We start from the raw sequence: 15,999 nt of genomic DNA, 5'->3' as shown, positions 1-15,999 counted from the left end.
CCTGACCACGGAGACCCCACGTGACCGCCAGCGGCACACGCCCACTGCCCTTCGCCTACCGCCTGGCGGTGGCGATCGTGCGTCCCCTGATGCTGCTGCTCACCAAGCGCACCTGGCGTGGCACCGAGCACCTCCCGACGTCGGGCGGGTTCATCGTCTGCCCCAACCACCTCTCCTACGCCGACCCGTTCACGTTCGCCCACTTCCTCTACGACAACGGCCACCCGCCGTACTTCCTCGGCAAGGAGGCGGTCTTCCGGATCCCCGTGGCGGGCGCGATCCTGCGTGGGGCGCAGCAGATCCCGGTGTACCGCAACACCGGTCGCGCGGCGGACGCCTTCCGCGCGGCGGTGGCCGCGGTCAACGAGGGCAAGTGCGTCGGCGTCTACCCCGAGGGCACGCTGACCCGTGACCCCGAGCTGTGGCCGATGGTCGGCAAGACCGGTGCGGCGCGCATCGCCCTGACGACCCGCTGCCCCGTGATCCCGGTGGCGCAGTGGGGTCCGCAGGAGATGCTCGCGCCCTACTCCAAGAAGCCCCGGCTGTTCCCGCGCACGCGCGTCCAGATGTCCGCGGGCCCGCCCGTCGACCTCAGCGACCTGTACGACCAGCCGGTGACGGGGCCGTTGCTGCGCCAGGCGACCGACCGCATCGTCGACGCCATCACGGTGCAGCTCGAGGGCATCCGTGGCGAGAAGGCCCCGGCCGAGCGGTTCGACTCACGCAAGCACGGGCTCCCCGAGACCGGCAACTTCCACCGCCGCACCGGGGAGGGCGCGTGACCAGGGCCGCGGTCTTCGGCACGGGCAGCTGGGGCACGGCATATGCCGCGGTGCTGGCCGACGGGGGCACCCCCGTGACCATGTGGGGCCGACGCCAGGAGATGGTCGACCAGATCAACGCGGGGAGCAACGAGGACTACCTGCCCGGGATCGCGCTGCCCGACGGCATCCGCGCCACCGCCGATCCGCTCGAGGCCGCGGCGGACGCCGACATCGTCGTCCTGGCGGTTCCGTCGCAGACCTTGCGCGCCAACCTCGCCGAGTGGGCCCACGCCCTGCCGGCCGGTGCCGCGATCGTGTCGCTGATGAAGGGCGTCGAGCTCGGCACCACGAAGCGGATGAGCGAGGTCATCGCCGAGGCCGGGGGCATCGAACCCGGCCGCATCGTCGTGGTCTCGGGACCGAACCTCGCCAAGGAGATCGCCCAGAAGCAGCCGGCCGCCAGCGTCATCGCGTGCATCGACGAGCGCATCGCCGAGATGGTCGCGGAGGCCTCGAACCCGCCGTACTTCCGTCCCTACACGACCACCGACGTCGTCGGCGCCGAGCTCGGTGGCGCGGTGAAGAACGTCATCGCGCTCGCGGTCGGCATGGCCGAGGGGCTCGGCATGGGCGACAACTCCAAGGCCTCGATCATCACCCGCGGCCTGGCCGAGACGTCGCGGCTGGGCATGAAGCTCGGTGCCGACCCCGTGACGTTCAGCGGTCTCGCGGGGGTGGGGGACCTCATCGCCACGTGCATGTCGCCCCTGTCCCGCAACCGGACGTTCGGGCTCAACCTCGGCAAGGGCATGACCGTGGAGGAGGTCGTCGCCGTCACCCGGCAGACGGCCGAGGGCGTGAAGTCGTGCGAGTCGATCCTCCAGCTCGCGCACGACCACGGGGTCTCGGTGCCGATCATCGAGCAGGTCGCAGCGGTGGTGCACGACGGCCGCAGCCCCAAGGAGGTCGTCGGCGCCCTGATGCTCCGGGCGCTGAAGAACGAGGCCGAGTAGCCGGTCGGTCAGCCGCGCAGGGCCCGGTCGAGGTCGTGCCACAGGTCCTCGACGTCCTCGATGCCCACGGACAGGCGCAACAGGTTCTCGGGGACGGTGTGGGGCTCGGCCGGGTGGCGTCGGCGCCGCTCGATCTGCGACTCGACGCCACCGAGGCTGGTCGCGTGGGTCCACAACGTGGTGGCCGCGGCCACCCGCTCGGCCGCCTCCGCACCCCCCGGCACCTCGACGGCGATGATGGCACCGAACCCGGGGTACCGGGCCGTCTCGACACCGGGGTGGCCGTCGAGGCGAGCCGCGAGCTCACGGGCGTTGGCGGTGGCGCGCTCGAGCCGCACGTGCAGGGTGCGCAGCCCGCGCAGTGCCAACCAGGTCTCCATCGGCCCCGCGATGGCGCCGCCGAGCAGGCGCGCCGTCGACAGCCGCGCACGCAGCTCCGCGCCGGCTTCGGTCGAGGCGGTCACGAGGGCGCCGAGGATGACGTCGGAGTGGCCCGACAGGTACTTGGTCACCGAGTGGAGCACGACGTCGACCCCGTCCTCGAGCGGGCGCTGGACGAGCGGGGTGGCGAAGGTGTTGTCGCACACCGTGATCGCGCCGGTCTCCCTCGCCATCGCGGACAACGCGCGCAGGTCCGAGACCTCGAGCATCGGGTTCGTCGGCGACTCGAGCCACAGCATGGCGGCGCCGTCGAGGGCCGCGCGCACCGCGGCCTGGTCGGTCGGGTCGACCCGCCTGACCACGGCCGCCCCGGTGGCGGCGAGCTGGTCGAGCAGGGCCGTCGTCCCGTTGTAGGCGTGGTGCGGGACCACGACCGCGCCACCGTGGGGGACGAGGGAGACGGCAGCCGACACCGCCGCCATGCCGGAGGCGAAGACGAGCGCGTCGCCGCCCTCGAGCGAGCCGAGGGCCTCCTCGAACGCCGTCCACGTGGGGTTGCCGACCCGCGCGTAGTTGACCGGGCCGTCCGCGATGTAGGTGGACGAGAACTCCAGGGGCGCGTTGACGCCGGCGCCGGGCACCCGGGGCTGGCGTCCGAGGGCGACGACGCGGGAGGCGGGGGACAGCTGCTCGTGGCTCACGCGGCCAGCGTAGGCGGCGGCGCCCGCGAGCCGTGCTCCGTGCCCGCCCGGTGAGCGGGATACGCTCGTCCGCGATGACCACGGACCAGCCCACAGCCTCTCGCGAGCCTGCCCAGAAGCCCCGCGTCGCCATCGTCTTCGGCGGCCGTTCCTCCGAGCACGCGGTGTCCTGCGCCACGGCGGCAGGCGTGATGCGTGCGATCGACCGCGACGCCTACGACATCGTCCCGATCGGGATCTCCCGCGACGGGCACTGGGTGCTCTCCGACGGTGACCCGCAGCGGCTGGAGCTGACGTCCGAGCGCACGCCCGAGGTGGCGGCCGACGGTGCCGGCGTCGTCGTCCCGCTGGCCACCACCGACCGCACCCTGGTCAGCCTCGAGGCGGCCGAGGTGCCGCGCTCGCTCGGTGAGGTGGACGTCGTCTTCCCCTTGCTGCACGGCCCGTTCGGTGAGGACGGGACGATCCAGGGCATGCTCGAGCTCGCCGACATCCGCTACGTCGGGTCCGGCGTCTTCGCCTCGGCCGCCGGCATGGACAAGCACCACATGAAGGTCCTGTTCGCGGGGGCCGGCCTCCCCGTCGGGCCGTATGTCGTGGTGACCGACGCGCAGTGGCGTCGCGACAAGGCCGCCGCCATGGATGCCGTAGCGGCGCTCGACTACCCCGTGTTCGTGAAGCCGGCCCGCGCCGGCTCGAGCATGGGCATCTCCAAGGTCTCGACGCCGGAGGCCCTCGAAGGCGCGATCGAGGTGGCGCGCACGCACGACCTCAAGGTGGTCGTCGAGCAGGGCATCGTCGGCCGGGAGATCGAGTGCGCGGTCCTCCAGGGCCGTGGCACCGACGAGCCTCGCGTCTCGCACGTCGGCGAGATCGAGGTCACCGCCGAGGGCGGGCACGAGTTCTACGACTTCGAGGCGAAGTACCTCGACGACGGGGCCGTGCTGTCCTGCCCGGCCAAGGTCCCCGACGAGATCGCGGCAGAGGTGCAGAGGCTCGCGGCGGCGGCGTTCGAGGCGCTGGGGTGCGAGGGGCTGGCGCGGGTCGACTGCTTCTACACCGAGGCCGGGGACGTCGTCATCAACGAGATCAACACCATGCCCGGGTTCACGCCGCACTCGATGTACCCGCAGATGTGGCAGGCGACGGGGCTCGGCTACCCCGAGCTCATCGACGAGCTGCTCCAGCTCGCCCTGACCCGTCCCGTCGGCCTCCGGTAGCCCCTCGTCATCGCACGGTCGCGGGCTGGGCAGGGGGCACTCGGCCCGCGTCCACTCGCGCCTCCGCTTCGCTCCGGCGCTCCCGCCAGACCCACCAGCGGGCCTTCGTGCCCCCTGCCCACCCCGCTCCGCTCCCACCTCCGCTCCCCGCTGCAACCGATCTCGGTGAGCGGGAAGTGTCGGTATGGCGCTCGGTGAGCGGCGGTTGGTGCCCACTGAGTGGGGGACCGGGCGCCACAGCGCGCGAAGGCGCCTAGCTGCAGGTGCGGTTGTTGCCGGGGAGGGCCTTGGCGGCGTCGTTGAAGGCAGGGAGCAGGAGCGGGGCCGGGGCGTAGGCGTCGGGGACCAGGACCTCGATCGCGGGGTCGCGCCCGAACGTCGTGAACCGGACGCCGTCACTGAGCTCCTGCGCGACCCAGTCGACGCCGTCGACGTCGAGGCACTGGTCGGAGGTCGGCCCGAGGGCCGGCCAGCCGCAGGTCGCGATGATCGCGGGGTCGCCCCACTCGCGGACGTCGCGCGGGTCGGTGCCCTCCGCGACGGAGACCCCGCGGGAACGCTGGCCGCCGACCGTGGGCGGCATCCGGCTCATCGGGGTCTCGCACGCCGCCACGTGGGCCGGCGCGGCGACCTGCTCGGGCGACTGCACGGCATACAGCACGCCGCCGGCCACCCCGAGGACGAGGAGGCCGGCGGCAGCGACGAGCAGGCGCCGACGGGCGGCGCGGGTCACGTCAGACGTGGACGACGGTGCAGGTCAGGGTCCGGGTGATGCCCGGGACGTCCTGGATCTTGGCGATGACGAGCTTGCCCAGCTCGTCGACCGTGTTGGCCTCGACGCGAGCGATCACGTCGTAGGGGCCGGTGACGTCCTCTGCCAGGACCACGCCGGCGATACCGGCAATGGCCTCTGCGACGGTCGCCGCCTTGCCGACTTCGGTCTGGATCAGGATGTAGGCCTGGACCACCACTGAGCACCTCAACTTCTGTCGAAGATGGGACATGTCGTGACGTCGACGACGACACGTCATGTTCCGGTTGGCCGGGACGTCGTCGTCCCGAGAGAACCAGGCCGCAGCGGAGCCACGGCCAGGGCAGACGCTACCGTGCCGGTGTCCCGGCCGTCTTCCCCGGGCTGTCACGAGGAGGTCAAGTCATGGTCACGGCCGGTCGCACACTGGCGCAGGTCTCGGAGGCGTCGCTGCTCGCCGAGATCTTCCCGTTCTTCCCCGCCCGCGAGGGCGTGCTCGTGGGGCCGGGGGACGACGCGGCGGTGCTGGTCTCGACCGGACCGGTGGTGGTCACGACGGACGCCATGGTGCGCGGACGCGACTGGCTCGACGAGTGGTCCACGGCCGCCGACGTCGCGACCAAGGCGTTCACCCAGAACGTCGCCGACGTCGCGGCCATGGGCGCTGTCCCCACCTCGCTGGTCGTCACCCTCGTCGCCGACCCGGCGACCCCGGCGGACTGGGCGGTCGAGTTCGCCCGGACGCTGGGCGGTCTGGCCGACGCGGCGGGGGTGGCCGTCGCCGGCGGGGACCTCTCGTCGGCGCCCGCCGGCACCGTCATGGTGTCGATCACCGCCCTGGGCGACCTCCAGGGGCGGGATCCGGTGCTGCGCAGCGGCGCCCGCCCGGGCGACACCGTGGCCGTCCACGGCAGCCTGGGACGCTCGGCCGCCGGGCTGGTGCTCCTGCAGCAGGGCGCCGCCGCTCACGACGAGACGAGGGGCGTGCGGGCCACGTGCGTGGCCCACCACCGAAGGCCCCTCGTCGAGGTCTCGGCCGGGCCCGCCGCCGCCGCCGCCGGCGCCACGGCGATGCTCGACGTCTCGGACGGCCTGCTGCGCGACGGCTCACGCATCGCCGCTGCCAGCGGCGTGCGCCTCGCCCTCGACTCGGCGCTCCTCGAGCCGGACCTGATCGTGCTGCGCGAGGCGGTCGGCGAGGCCGCGCTCGAGTGCGTGCTCGCAGGCGGTGAGGAGCACAGCCTCCTTGCGACGTTCGCGGGCCCGCTGCCCGGCGGGTGGCGGCCGCTCGGTCGGGTCGAGGAGGGCGAGGGCGTCACCCTCGACGGGGTGTCCCAGCAGCCCCGGGGCTGGGACCACTTCGCGGGCTGACCCGGCCCCGCGCCATACCCCTCCGCGGGGCGACGCGGACGCGCCCGCTGACCTGCGACCGGACGCGCGCCAGGGGGAGTGGCCGGGGGAGCAGCCCCGGGAACGACGAAGCCGACCGTCCCGCGAGGGGAGGGTCGGCTTCGGTCAGTGCCGGTCGGGCAGGGTCAGCGCTTGACCTTGCCGGCCTTGAGGCACGAGGTGCAGACGTTGAGACGCTTCGGGGTCACGCCCGCGTCGCCCACCAGAGCCTTGACGCGCTGGATGTTGGGGTTCCAGCGACGCTTGGTGCGGCGGTGCGAGTGCGAGATGTTGTGACCGAAGCTCGGTCCCTTGCCGCAGACGTCGCAGTTGGCAGCCACGGGGTTCTCCTGAAATTCGATGGTGACAAGACTTGGAATGTCCCGGGCCGGATGCGGGCGCAATGAAGCACCACGAAGGACCACGGGAACCGGTCAAGAGTAGCCGAGGACAGGTGCTCCGACCAAAACGAGGCTCCCGACGGTGCTGGGCACTAGCCTGCCACCGTGCTCGAAGCCCTGTCTGCCGTCGATGCGCGGCGGTGGGCCGTGCTCACCCGGATGGCCTTCGCGGCGCGCCGGGCGGAGATCGACGCGCTCAACGTCTTCCCCGTCCCGGACGGTGACACGGGCACCAACCTCTACCTCACCCTCGACGCCGCGCTGGACTCCGTGCGGGCCGAGCACGAGAAGGCCGGCATCCTCGGGACGGCGACCCTGGAGCAGGAGTGCTCGGCGTTGTCCCGCTCGATGCTGCTCACCGCCCGGGGCAACTCGGGGGTGATCCTGAGCCAGCTGGTGCGGGGGTTCGCGGAGGCCATCGCCGAGAGCGGCCTGCCCGAGGCCGGTCCGGTCGTCATCGCCGACGGTATGGCGCGGGCCAGCGCCCGCGCGTACGCCAGCGTCACCCACCCCGAGGAGGGCACCATCCTCACCGTCGCCAAGGCGGCGGCCGAGGCGGGCGCCGCAGCGGTCGAGGCGGGGCTGCCCGCCGTCGCCGAGGCGGCGCTCGACGCGGCGACGGCGGCGCTGAGGGCCACGACGGGCCAGCTCGCCGCCCTCGAGCGCGCGGGGGTCGTCGACGCCGGCGCGGCCGGGTACCTCCTGCTGCTCGAGGCCCTGGCACGTGTGGTGCACCAGGACGGGGCCCACGTCGGCGAACGGATGGAGCCGTTCGCCGAGGACCCGTCGCTGCGCCGCCGCGAGGAGTGGAGCCGCCAGGGCGGGCCGGTCGAGCCGATGGGCCGCACCGGGGGAGCCCCCACGAGCGGCCACGACGCGACGCCCGGCGGCCCCGCGTTCGAGGTGATGTACCTCCTGCGCGACAGCGACGAGGAACGCGCAGCGGCGTTGCGCGAGGTCCTCGACGGGCTGGGCGACTCGCTGCTCGTCGTCGGTGGACCGGACCTCTGGAACGTCCACGTGCACGTCGACGACGTCGGGGCCGCGATCGAGGCAGGGCTGGACGCAGGGCGGCCCTACCGCGTCCGCGTCACGCACTTCGCCGACCAGGTGGGCCACCGCCTCCCGGCGTCGGGCGTCGCGGTGGTCGCCTGCGCCGCGGGACCCGGCCTGGCCGAGGTGTTCGAGGGGGCGGGGGCCGTCGTCGTGACCAGTGGTCCGGGCCTGCGGGCCTCCGCCGGGCAGCTGCTCGACGCCATCCGCGCCACGCACGCACTGTCGGTCATCGTGCTGCCGAACGACCGCGACACCGAGATGGCGGCCCGGGCGGCCGCGAGTGCCGCCGAGCAGGAGGGCCTCGACGTCCACCTCGTGCGCTCGCGGACCGCGGTGCAGGGGCTCGCGGCCTTCGCCGTCTTCGACGAGAACGCCTCGGCCGCGCGGAACGCCGCCGAGATGAGCCACGCAGCCGCCGCCACGCGCCACGGCGCGGTGGCCCTCGCGAGCAAGCAGGCGCTCACGAGCGCCGGTCCCTGCGAGGCGGGCGACGTCCTCGGGGCGGTCGGCGGTGATGTCGTCGTCGTCGGCCACGACCTCGCGGAGGTCGCCCTCGACGTGGTCCGACGGCTGCTGTCCAGCGGCGGCGAGCTGGTGACCGTGATCGGCGGGGAGGCCGCGCCCGAGGGGCTCGTCGAGGACCTCGGCGCGAGGATCGAGCGTGGCCACCGCGACGTGGAGGTCACCGTCATCGACGGCGGACAGCCGCACTACCCCCTGCTGCTGGGAGTCGAGTAGGCGTGGTCGACGAGAGCACGAAGCTCGACAAGGTCCTCGGGGCCAGGACGGCCGGCACCCTGGCCAAGCACCGCAACCTCGTGACGGTGGGCGACCTGCTCGAGTTCTGGCCGCGCCGGTACCTCGAGCACACGTCCGACCTGTCCGACCTGCACGTCGGCAAGTACGTCGTCGCCGTGGCCGAGGTGAAGACGTCGGTGACCCGCCGCATGCAGAAGCGTCGCGGCGAGATGCTCAACGTCACGATCACCGACGGGCGCAACGACGTCGACCTCGCGTTCTTCAAGGCCTGGGGCCACAAGGACGCGCTGCTCCCCGGGGTGCGTGCGGTGTTCGCCGGCGAGGTCGGGATGTACCGCGGCCGCTGGCAGCTGACCCACCCGGCCTACCAGGTCGTCGAGGGCGGCCTCGGCACGTCGGCCACCGACCGCGGCCCGATCCCGGTCTACCTGCAGGTCAAGGGGCTGCAGAACTGGTCGGTCGCCGAGTGCGTGCGCATCGTCTTCGACCACCTCGAGTCCGTGCCCGACCCGCTGCCGGCCACGCTGCGCTCGCGCCACGGCCTTCCCGGACGGCTCGAGGCGCTGCGCGGCATCCACGTGCCCGCGGCCTTCCCCGAGGTGCAGCGTGCCCGCCACCGGCTCCGGTACGAGGAGGCCCTGGTCCTGCAGACCCTGCTGGCCCAGCGCCGGGCCCGGCAGGCCGCTGACCGCACCGTCGGCCGCACGCCCCGGGCAGGGGGGCTGCTGGCGGCGTTCGACGAGCGGCTGCCGTTCGAGCTCACCGCGGGGCAGCGCGAGGTCGGCGAGACCCTGGCCGCGGAGATGGCCCGCGACGTCCCGATGAACCGGCTCCTGCAGGGCGAGGTCGGCTCCGGCAAGACGATCATCGCGCTGAGGGCGATGCTCGCCGCCGTCGACGCGGGCGGGCAGGCGGCCCTGCTCGCGCCCACCGAGGTCCTCGCGGCGCAGCACCACCGGTCGATCACCGCGATGCTCGGCGACCTCGCCGAGGGCGGGCTGCTCGGCGGCAGCGACATCGGCACCCGGGTGGCGCTGCTCACCGGCAGCCAGGCGACAGCCGCCCGCCGCGCGAACCTTCTGCAGGTCGCCAGCGGCGACGCCGGCATCGTCATCGGCACCCACGCACTCATCCAGGAGAAGGTGCAGTTCCAGGACCTTGCGCTGGCGGTCGTCGACGAACAGCACCGGTTCGGCGTCGAGCAGCGAGATGCGTTGCGCGAGAAGGGAACCCAGCCGCCCCACGTCCTCGTCATGACCGCGACGCCGATCCCGCGGACGGTGACGATGACCGTGTTCGGCGACATGGAGACCTCGACCCTGTCCGAGCTTCCCCGGGGCCGTTCGCCGATCGCCACGCACGTCGTGCCGTCCGAGCGCGCCGCCTGGGTCCAGCGCACGTGGGAGCGCGTCGCCGAGGAGGTCCGCTCCGGGCGCCAGGCGTATGTCGTGTGCCCCCGCATCGGTGACGAGTCCGGGTCAGCGGGTAGCGCCGTGTCCGCCGACGACGAGGAGCTGCCGACCGCGCCGCTCTCCTCCTCGGGTCCTCGCGCCCTGGACGCGGAGGACGACTACCCGGACGCCGAGCCCGGTGACGACGGTGCCCCCACCGCCACGGCGCCCCGAGAGCTCGCGAGCGTGTATGCCGTGGAGGCGGCCCTTCGTGAGAACCCTGCGCTCGCAGGACTGTCCCTCGCCGTCCTGCACGGACGGATGGCGCCGGAGGACAAGGACGCGGTCATGGCTGCGTTCAACGCCGGCGAGGTGCAGGTCCTCGTGTCCACCACCGTCATCGAGGTCGGCGTGGACGTCCCCAACGCCACCGTCATGGTCGTCGTCGACGCGGACCGCTTCGGGGTCAGCCAGCTGCACCAGCTGCGCGGCCGGGTCGGTCGAGGTCAGCACGCCGGGCTGTGCCTGCTCATGACGTCGTCGGAGACGGAGACCTCCATGGAACGCCTCGAGGCGGTCGCCGCCACCACCGACGGGTTCGAGCTGGCCCGGCTCGACCTGCAGCTGCGTGGCACCGGCGACGTCCTCAGCGGGAAGCAGAGCGGTGGCGGTCGGTCCGGGCGGGCGATGGGCCGGGGCAGCTTCCGCTTCCTGTCGCTGGTCCGGGACGAGGAGATCATCCTCGAGGCCCGCGACGACGCCACTGCGCTCGTCGCCCGCGACCCCGAGCTGACCGGTCACCCGGAGCTCTCCGCCGCGGTCGCCGAGCGCCTCGACGCCGAGCAGGCCGCCTTCCTCGAACGCGGCTGACGACGCGCAAATCCGGGAGCCAGGCAGCCTCCGGGCGCCCTAGGGTGGCGGGATGCTGCTCTCCCACGACGTCTTGGGTTCGGGCCCGGCGATCCTGCTGCTGCACTCCGGTGTCGCGGACCGCCGGATGTGGGACGACCTCGTCCCGGCGCTGGGCCACGCGTTCACCGTGGTGCGACCCGACTTCCGCGGGTTCGGGCAGACGCCGCTGCCCCCGGGGGAGTACGCCGACGCCGACGACCTCGACACCCTGCTCGACCACCTCGGGATCACCGACGCCGCGGTCGTCGGGTCGAGCTTCGGCGGCCGGGTCGCGCTCGAGCTCGCCACCCTGCACCCCGGGAGGGTCTCGTCCCTCGTGCTCCTGTGCGCGGCATACCGGGGGGTGGAACCGACCGCGGACGTGCAGGAGTTCGGCGCCGAGGAGGACCGGCTCCTCGAGGCCGGGGACGTCGAGGGTGCCAGCGCGCTGAACGTCCGCACCTTCCTGGGACCCGACGCCGACGACGCCACCCGTGCACGGCTGCTGGCCATGCAGCGCCACGCCTTCGAGGTGCAGCTCGCCGCGGACGAGCAGGACCCGCCACCGGCGCCGCGACGGGTCGACGTCGACCCCACCGCCATCGCCGTGGACACCGTCGTCGTGTCAGGGGCGCTGGACCTCGACCTGTTCCGTGAGGTCGCGGTGGTCCTGGCCCGGGACATCCCGGGCGCCGAGTCGATCGAGCTCGACTGGGCCGGCCACCTGCCGTCGCTGGAACGCCCCGACGCGGTCCTGGCCCTGCTGCTCGACGTGCTCCGGGACGACCCCACGGTCCACCAGCCCTGAGCGCGGCGCCACCACCGGCGCTGTTACCGTGCCGCCGTGACGCGGATCATCAGCGGCCGGGCCGGTGGGCAGCGGTTGTCCACGCCTCCCGGGGCAGGGACCCGTCCCACCAGCGACCGGGTGCGTGAGGCGTTGTTCTCCCGGCTCGAGCACCTCGACGTGCTGGGCGGGGCGCGCGTCCTCGACCTCTACGCCGGGTCGGGCGCGCTCGGTCTCGAGGCGCTCAGCCGCGGCGCCACGTCCGTGCTGCTCGTCGAGTCCGACAAGGGCGCCGTGAAGGTGACCCGCGCGAACGCGGACGGGATCGGCATCCCCGGTGCTGTGGTGCGCCACTCCACGGTGGCGAGGGTCCTCGCGGCACCCCCCGGCGAACCGTTCAGCCTGGTCTTCAGCGACCCGCCCTACGCCCTCACCGAGGACGAGCTCGCCGCCGACCTGGCCCTGCTCGCCGAACCGGGCTGGCTCAGCGACGACGCCCTCGTCGTGGTCGAACGCTCCGCACGCACCCCGGAGCCGCGGTGGCCGGCGCAGTGGGAGCCCGAGGGGGAGCGGCGCTACGGCGAGACGCGGATCTGGTTCGCCGGCCCGCGGGTGCCGGACGAGATCGCCTGAGCGGCGCAGCGGACGACGAGGGCCCGGGACCAGTGACTGGTCCCGGGCCCCTCGCGTGGAGTCGGCGCCTCAGGCGGTCGGGGCCGCCGAGGGGATGATGCTGAACTGCACCGCACCGGACTGGTCGACGTTCGCGTCGAGGACCTGGTCGCCCAGGGCCACCGCTGCGGTCTCGTCGAGGAACACCTTCGCCCCGTCGCTCTCGACGACGGCGTCGCCGGGCACGGGCTGCTCGGCGGTGGTCACGGTGAGGGCGCCCGCGGACGGGTCCTCCTGGCTGAAGCGCAGGCCGGCGTCGTCGCCGACCTCCGTCTGGTCGACCAGGGTCTTGACGATCGTGCTGGCGTTCTCGGTCAGGGTGAGCATGGTGCTCCCTCTCTGTCGGTGGAGTTCGGCCCGTTGAGGTCAGGACTCCTCCACCATTTCGCAGGCCGCCGGAGGACTCAAACCGCGCGTCCGATGGGTGGGACCCACCTCCGGAGCCGGCCCGGAGGTGTGGAGTCGTCGCAGGTGAGGAAGGGTGGAGCCATGACGGACTACGAGATCCCCCGCCCCACGTCCGGTGACGTGGTCGAGCTCATCCTCGACGACCACCGCCTCTTCGAGTCCCTGCTGCGCGACCTGCGCGACGCCACGGCCGACCGCGAGGCGGCCCGCGCCGCCCTGTCAGCTGTGCTCATCGCCCACGGCGAGGCCGAGGAGTCGAAGGTCTACCCGAACCTCCAGCGCAAGGACGCCATCACCGACCACGAGGCCGAGCACGGCGAGGAGGAGCACGCCGAGGGCAACGAGGCGCTGCTCGCGCTCCTGGAGTGCAAGGGCACCGACACGCAGAAGTTCGACGACGCGGTCGAGGACCTGGCCACCGCCCTCAACCACCACATCGGCGAGGAGGAGCAGACGATCCTCAACCCCGCACGCACCGACGTGTCCCAGGAGGTCCGTGACGACCTCGGCGCGAAGTGGACGGCCGAGCGCAACCGCCTCCTCGACGAGGGCGCCGGTTCGATCGAGAACGTCCGCTCGATCGTCGCCAAGGCGCACAAGGAAGGTCTGCTCCCGGCGGACGACGAGGACGACGACGAGTGAGCCGCCGCTGACGGGGAGGGGGTGCGGGGGTCCCGCTGCTAGCGTGCCGCTGTGACCAGCCCCGCCCCCACCCCGGCCACCGGTGCGCCGCGCCGTGCCGTCTGCCCCGGGTCCTACGACCCCGTGACCCTGGGCCACGTCGACGTCATCCGGCGTGCGGCGGCCCTGCACGATGAGGTCGTCGTCGCGGTGCTGCACAACCCCGCGAAGCAGGGCGTGTTCACCCCGGACGAGCGCCGTGAGCTCATCGAGGACGCCCTCGGCGACCTCGAGGGCGTCCGGGTGGAGGTGTTCGGTGGCCAGCTGCTCGTCGACGTCTGCCGCGCCGTCGGCGCCGAGGTCGTCGTCAAGGGCCTGCGCAGCGGGACGGACTTCGCCTACGAGCTGCCCATGGCCCTGATGAACCGTCACCTGACCGGTCTCGAGACGGTCTTCCTGCCCGGGGAGCCCACCTTCGGCCACGTGTCGAGCTCGCTCGTCAAGGAGGTCGTCCGCTACGGCGGTGACGTCTCCGGGCTGGTCACCGATCGCGTCCGTGACGCCCTCGTGGCCCGCCTGGCCGTCGACGGGGAGCGTCGACCGGGGGCATCCAGCTGACTGCACGGACCCACCGGCCGGATCGCTTCCGGCCGGACATCGAGGGCCTGCGGGCGGTCGCCGTCCTGCTCGTCCTGACCTACCACGCCGGCCTCCCGCTGAAGAACGGCTTCCTCGGCGTCGACGTCTTCTTCGTCATCTCCGGGTTCCTCATCACGGGGATCCTCGTGCGCGAGCTCGTACGCACCGGCACGATCTCGTGGAGCCGGTTCGTGGGGCGGCGCGTGCGACGCCTGCTCCCGGCGGCCGTCCTCGTGCTGGTCGTGACCGCGGCCGTGACGTGGTTCGTCGTGCCCGGGCTGCGGCGCCGGGAGATCGGCAGCGACATCGCCGGGGCGGCCCTCTACGTCGTCAACTGGCTCTTCGCCCACCGCGCCGTCGACTACCTCGCCTCCGACACCAGCCCCTCGCCGGTCCAGCACTTCTGGTCGCTCGCCGTCGAGGAGCAGTTCTACGTCGTGTGGCCCGTGGCGCTCATCGCCCTCGCCTTCGTCCTGCGCCGGTTCGGCCGCCGCCCGTCGATGCGCTCGGTCGGCCTGCTCCTCGCCGTGATCGCGGTGCCGTCCTTCGCGTATGCCGTGTGGCTCAACGCCGTCGACCCGAACCGCGCCTACTTCGTCACCACGACCCGGGCGTGGGAGCTCGGTGTCGGCGCCGCGCTGGCGGTCTGGTGCGCCGCCCGCGAGGCCGGCCCGCACACCGAGCCCGCGCGCGCCGCGTGGACGCGGCACCTGCCGGCCGTGGTCGGCTGGCTCGGCCTCGCCGCCGTCCTCGGCACCGCCGTGCGGCTGCCGGCCGGGGCGTCGGCCCCCGGGCCCTGGACCGTCGTGCCGACCCTGGGGGCCGCGGCCGTGCTCTGGGCGGGGTGGACCGGGGCGAGCGGGGGCCCGGTCCGGGTCCTCGGGACGCGCCCCATGGTCTGGATCGGCGGCCTCTCCTACTCCCTCTACCTCTGGCACTGGCCGGCCGTGATCCTCGCCGATTGGGCGGCCCAGGGGCTCACCGGCACCCAGAAGGTGCTCGTCGTGCTCGCCTCGGTCGTTCCCGCCTGGCTCAGCCACCGGTACCTCGAGCAGCCCGTCCACCACAGCACGGCGCTCGCCGCCCGCACCGGACGGGTGCTGGTGCTCGGGGCAGCCCTGTCCGCCGCCGGCGCGCTCGCCGCCCTGCCCCTGGCGCACGCCCCCTCGCCGTTCCGCACCACCCCGGTCTCCGGCGCCATACCGGCCCTGGGGGAGCTGGGGGCCGCGGCTCTGTCGACGCCCCCGGGCACCGACCCGGCCACGTATGCCGTGGACGACTGGGAGTGGCTCACCCCCGACCCCCAGCTCGCCGGTCACGACCGGCCCGCGGCCGACGTCGACCGCTGCCAGGTCGACCGCCTCGCGTCGGCCCCGGTGCCGTGCGAGTTCGGCGTGCGGGCCGGCACCACGGCGGTCGCGCTCGTCGGGGACTCCAAGGCCATGCAGTGGCTGCCCGCCTTGGAACGGCTCGCGCCGGGTCGCGGGTGGCGGATCGTCACCTACGGCAAGTCGGCGTGCGCCTTCGCGGCAGGACACGCCCAGCAGGCGGGGCAGCCCTACCCGTCCTGCGACGCCTGGAACCGCCACGTCATGGAGGCGCTGCGCGCGAACCCACCCGACCTCGTCCTCACCTCCGGGTACGCCGCGACCGCGTGGGACGGACGTGCGGCCACCCGCGACGCCCTCGTGGCCGGTCTGGGGGAGCGGTGGCAGGAGGTCCGCGCGCTCGGCAGCAGGCTGGCGGTGCTGGGCGACAGCCCGCTGTCCCCGGACGACCTCGACGTCTGCACCGCCCGGCACCCCCGTGAGCTGACGCGCTGCGCCTTCGACCGCGAGCCCGCCGTCGCCGGCAGCGGACTCCCGGTGCAGCGACTGGCCGCGCAGGCGTCGGGCACGGCGCTGATCGACCTGACGCCGTACATCTGCCCGGTGGCCCAGTGCCCGGTGGCCATCGGCCACGTGAGCATCCACCGGGCCGGCGACCACCTCACGGCGACCTACGTGCGGTCGCTGGCGGCCCAGCTCGGTGCCGCGCTCGACGGGCTGCCGGGGCCCGGCGACCCCAGCACCGTCGGGCACTGACCCGGTGCCGATCTCCGTGCATTTGGGAGACTGGCACGCGCTCCGGTAACCTCGTGCGTCGGTCTACGTCT

The 15,999-nt window shown here is 73.5% G+C and carries 16 protein-coding genes; 11 read left to right on the top strand and 5 right to left on the bottom strand.

What is annotated here, in order from left to right; translation table 11 throughout:
* Window positions 1-20 precede the first annotated feature (20 nt).
* Window positions 21-782, top strand: coding sequence for a lysophospholipid acyltransferase family protein (locus ASC58_RS02195; protein ID WP_369796182.1), 762 nt, complete (start codon window positions 21-23; stop codon window positions 780-782).
* Window positions 779-1,777: an NAD(P)H-dependent glycerol-3-phosphate dehydrogenase gene (locus ASC58_RS02190; RefSeq protein ID WP_056915184.1), complete on the top strand. Its 999-nt coding sequence runs from the start codon at window positions 779-781 to the stop codon at window positions 1,775-1,777. Before ASC58_RS02195 ends, ASC58_RS02190 begins: the two co-directional genes overlap by 4 nt.
* 8 nt (window positions 1,778-1,785) lie before the next feature.
* On the opposite strand, the gene ASC58_RS02185 is transcribed toward ASC58_RS02190, so the two are convergent.
* Window positions 1,786-2,859 carry a PLP-dependent aspartate aminotransferase family protein gene (locus ASC58_RS02185; RefSeq protein ID WP_056918222.1) on the bottom strand — a complete coding sequence of 358 codons (1,074 nt, stop codon included), beginning with the start codon at window positions 2,857-2,859 and terminating at the stop codon, window positions 1,786-1,788.
* A 74-nt stretch (window positions 2,860-2,933) separates the two neighbouring features.
* On the opposite strand from ASC58_RS02185, the gene ASC58_RS02180 reads away from it, so the two are divergent.
* Window positions 2,934-4,079, top strand: coding sequence for a D-alanine--D-alanine ligase family protein (locus ASC58_RS02180; RefSeq protein ID WP_056915182.1), 1,146 nt, complete (start codon window positions 2,934-2,936; stop codon window positions 4,077-4,079).
* Between the two features lie 253 nt (window positions 4,080-4,332).
* Here ASC58_RS02180 and ASC58_RS02175 read toward each other — a convergent pair whose 3' ends face one another.
* A complete protein-coding gene (locus ASC58_RS02175) occupies window positions 4,333-4,812 on the bottom strand; it encodes a DUF3515 family protein (RefSeq protein ID WP_056918221.1) in 480 nt (159 codons plus the stop codon).
* A gap of 1 nt (window position 4,813) precedes the next feature.
* Window positions 4,814-5,047 carry an Lrp/AsnC family transcriptional regulator gene (locus ASC58_RS02170; RefSeq protein ID WP_056915180.1) on the bottom strand — a complete coding sequence of 78 codons (234 nt, stop codon included), beginning with the start codon at window positions 5,045-5,047 and terminating at the stop codon, window positions 4,814-4,816.
* Window positions 5,048-5,235: 188 nt separating this feature from the next.
* Here ASC58_RS02170 and thiL point away from each other — a divergent pair, with 188 nt between their 5' ends.
* Window positions 5,236-6,201 carry a thiamine-phosphate kinase gene (gene thiL, locus ASC58_RS02165; RefSeq protein WP_056918220.1) on the top strand — a complete coding sequence of 322 codons (966 nt, stop codon included), beginning with the start codon at window positions 5,236-5,238 and terminating at the stop codon, window positions 6,199-6,201.
* Between the two features lie 164 nt (window positions 6,202-6,365).
* Here the strand turns inward: thiL and rpmB are convergent, their stop codons facing one another.
* On the bottom strand, window positions 6,366-6,560 hold the full coding sequence (rpmB, locus tag ASC58_RS02160) for a 50S ribosomal protein L28 (protein WP_055814433.1): 195 nt from the start codon (window positions 6,558-6,560) through the stop codon (window positions 6,366-6,368).
* Between the two features lie 165 nt (window positions 6,561-6,725).
* On the opposite strand from rpmB, the gene ASC58_RS02155 reads away from it, so the two are divergent.
* Genes ASC58_RS02155 through rsmD form a run of 4 tightly spaced genes read left to right on the top strand, consistent with a single transcriptional unit; the run spans window position 6,726 to window position 12,137 of the window.
* On the top strand, window positions 6,726-8,414 hold the full coding sequence (locus ASC58_RS02155; RefSeq protein ID WP_056918219.1) for a DAK2 domain-containing protein: 1,689 nt from the start codon (window positions 6,726-6,728) through the stop codon (window positions 8,412-8,414).
* A gap of 2 nt (window positions 8,415-8,416) precedes the next feature.
* Complete coding sequence (locus ASC58_RS02150) at window positions 8,417-10,696, top strand: ATP-dependent DNA helicase RecG (protein WP_056915177.1); 2,280 nt, start codon at window positions 8,417-8,419, stop codon at window positions 10,694-10,696.
* Window positions 10,697-10,748: 52 nt separating this feature from the next.
* Window positions 10,749-11,525: an alpha/beta fold hydrolase gene (locus tag ASC58_RS02145; protein WP_056918218.1), complete on the top strand. Its 777-nt coding sequence runs from the start codon at window positions 10,749-10,751 to the stop codon at window positions 11,523-11,525.
* A gap of 36 nt (window positions 11,526-11,561) precedes the next feature.
* Complete coding sequence (gene rsmD, locus ASC58_RS02140; protein ID WP_056918217.1) at window positions 11,562-12,137, top strand: 16S rRNA (guanine(966)-N(2))-methyltransferase RsmD; 576 nt, start codon at window positions 11,562-11,564, stop codon at window positions 12,135-12,137.
* Window positions 12,138-12,206: 69 nt separating this feature from the next.
* On the opposite strand, the gene ASC58_RS02135 is transcribed toward rsmD, so the two are convergent.
* Complete coding sequence (locus tag ASC58_RS02135) at window positions 12,207-12,503, bottom strand: hypothetical protein (protein WP_056915174.1); 297 nt, start codon at window positions 12,501-12,503, stop codon at window positions 12,207-12,209.
* A 162-nt stretch (window positions 12,504-12,665) separates the two neighbouring features.
* Here ASC58_RS02135 and ASC58_RS02130 point away from each other — a divergent pair, with 162 nt between their 5' ends.
* From ASC58_RS02130 to ASC58_RS21315, 3 genes are read left to right on the top strand one after another with little or no spacing between them, the layout of a single operon-like run.
* Window positions 12,666-13,226, top strand: coding sequence for a hemerythrin domain-containing protein (locus ASC58_RS02130; RefSeq protein WP_056918216.1), 561 nt, complete (start codon window positions 12,666-12,668; stop codon window positions 13,224-13,226).
* Window positions 13,227-13,277: 51 nt separating this feature from the next.
* The gene (coaD, locus tag ASC58_RS02125; RefSeq protein ID WP_056915172.1) at window positions 13,278-13,823 is read left to right on the top strand and encodes a pantetheine-phosphate adenylyltransferase; all 546 of its coding nucleotides are present in this window, start codon (window positions 13,278-13,280) and stop codon (window positions 13,821-13,823) included.
* Window positions 13,814-15,928: an acyltransferase family protein gene (locus ASC58_RS21315; RefSeq protein ID WP_200947722.1), complete on the top strand. Its 2,115-nt coding sequence runs from the start codon at window positions 13,814-13,816 to the stop codon at window positions 15,926-15,928. Before coaD ends, ASC58_RS21315 begins: the two co-directional genes overlap by 10 nt.
* The last annotated feature ends 71 nt before the right edge of the window (window positions 15,929-15,999 follow it).

It is taken from the genome of Phycicoccus sp. Root101, from assembly GCF_001426245.1.
Lineage (GTDB): Bacteria > Actinomycetota > Actinomycetes > Actinomycetales > Dermatophilaceae > Pedococcus.
This window is presented reverse-complemented; position numbering and strand designations above follow the sequence as displayed.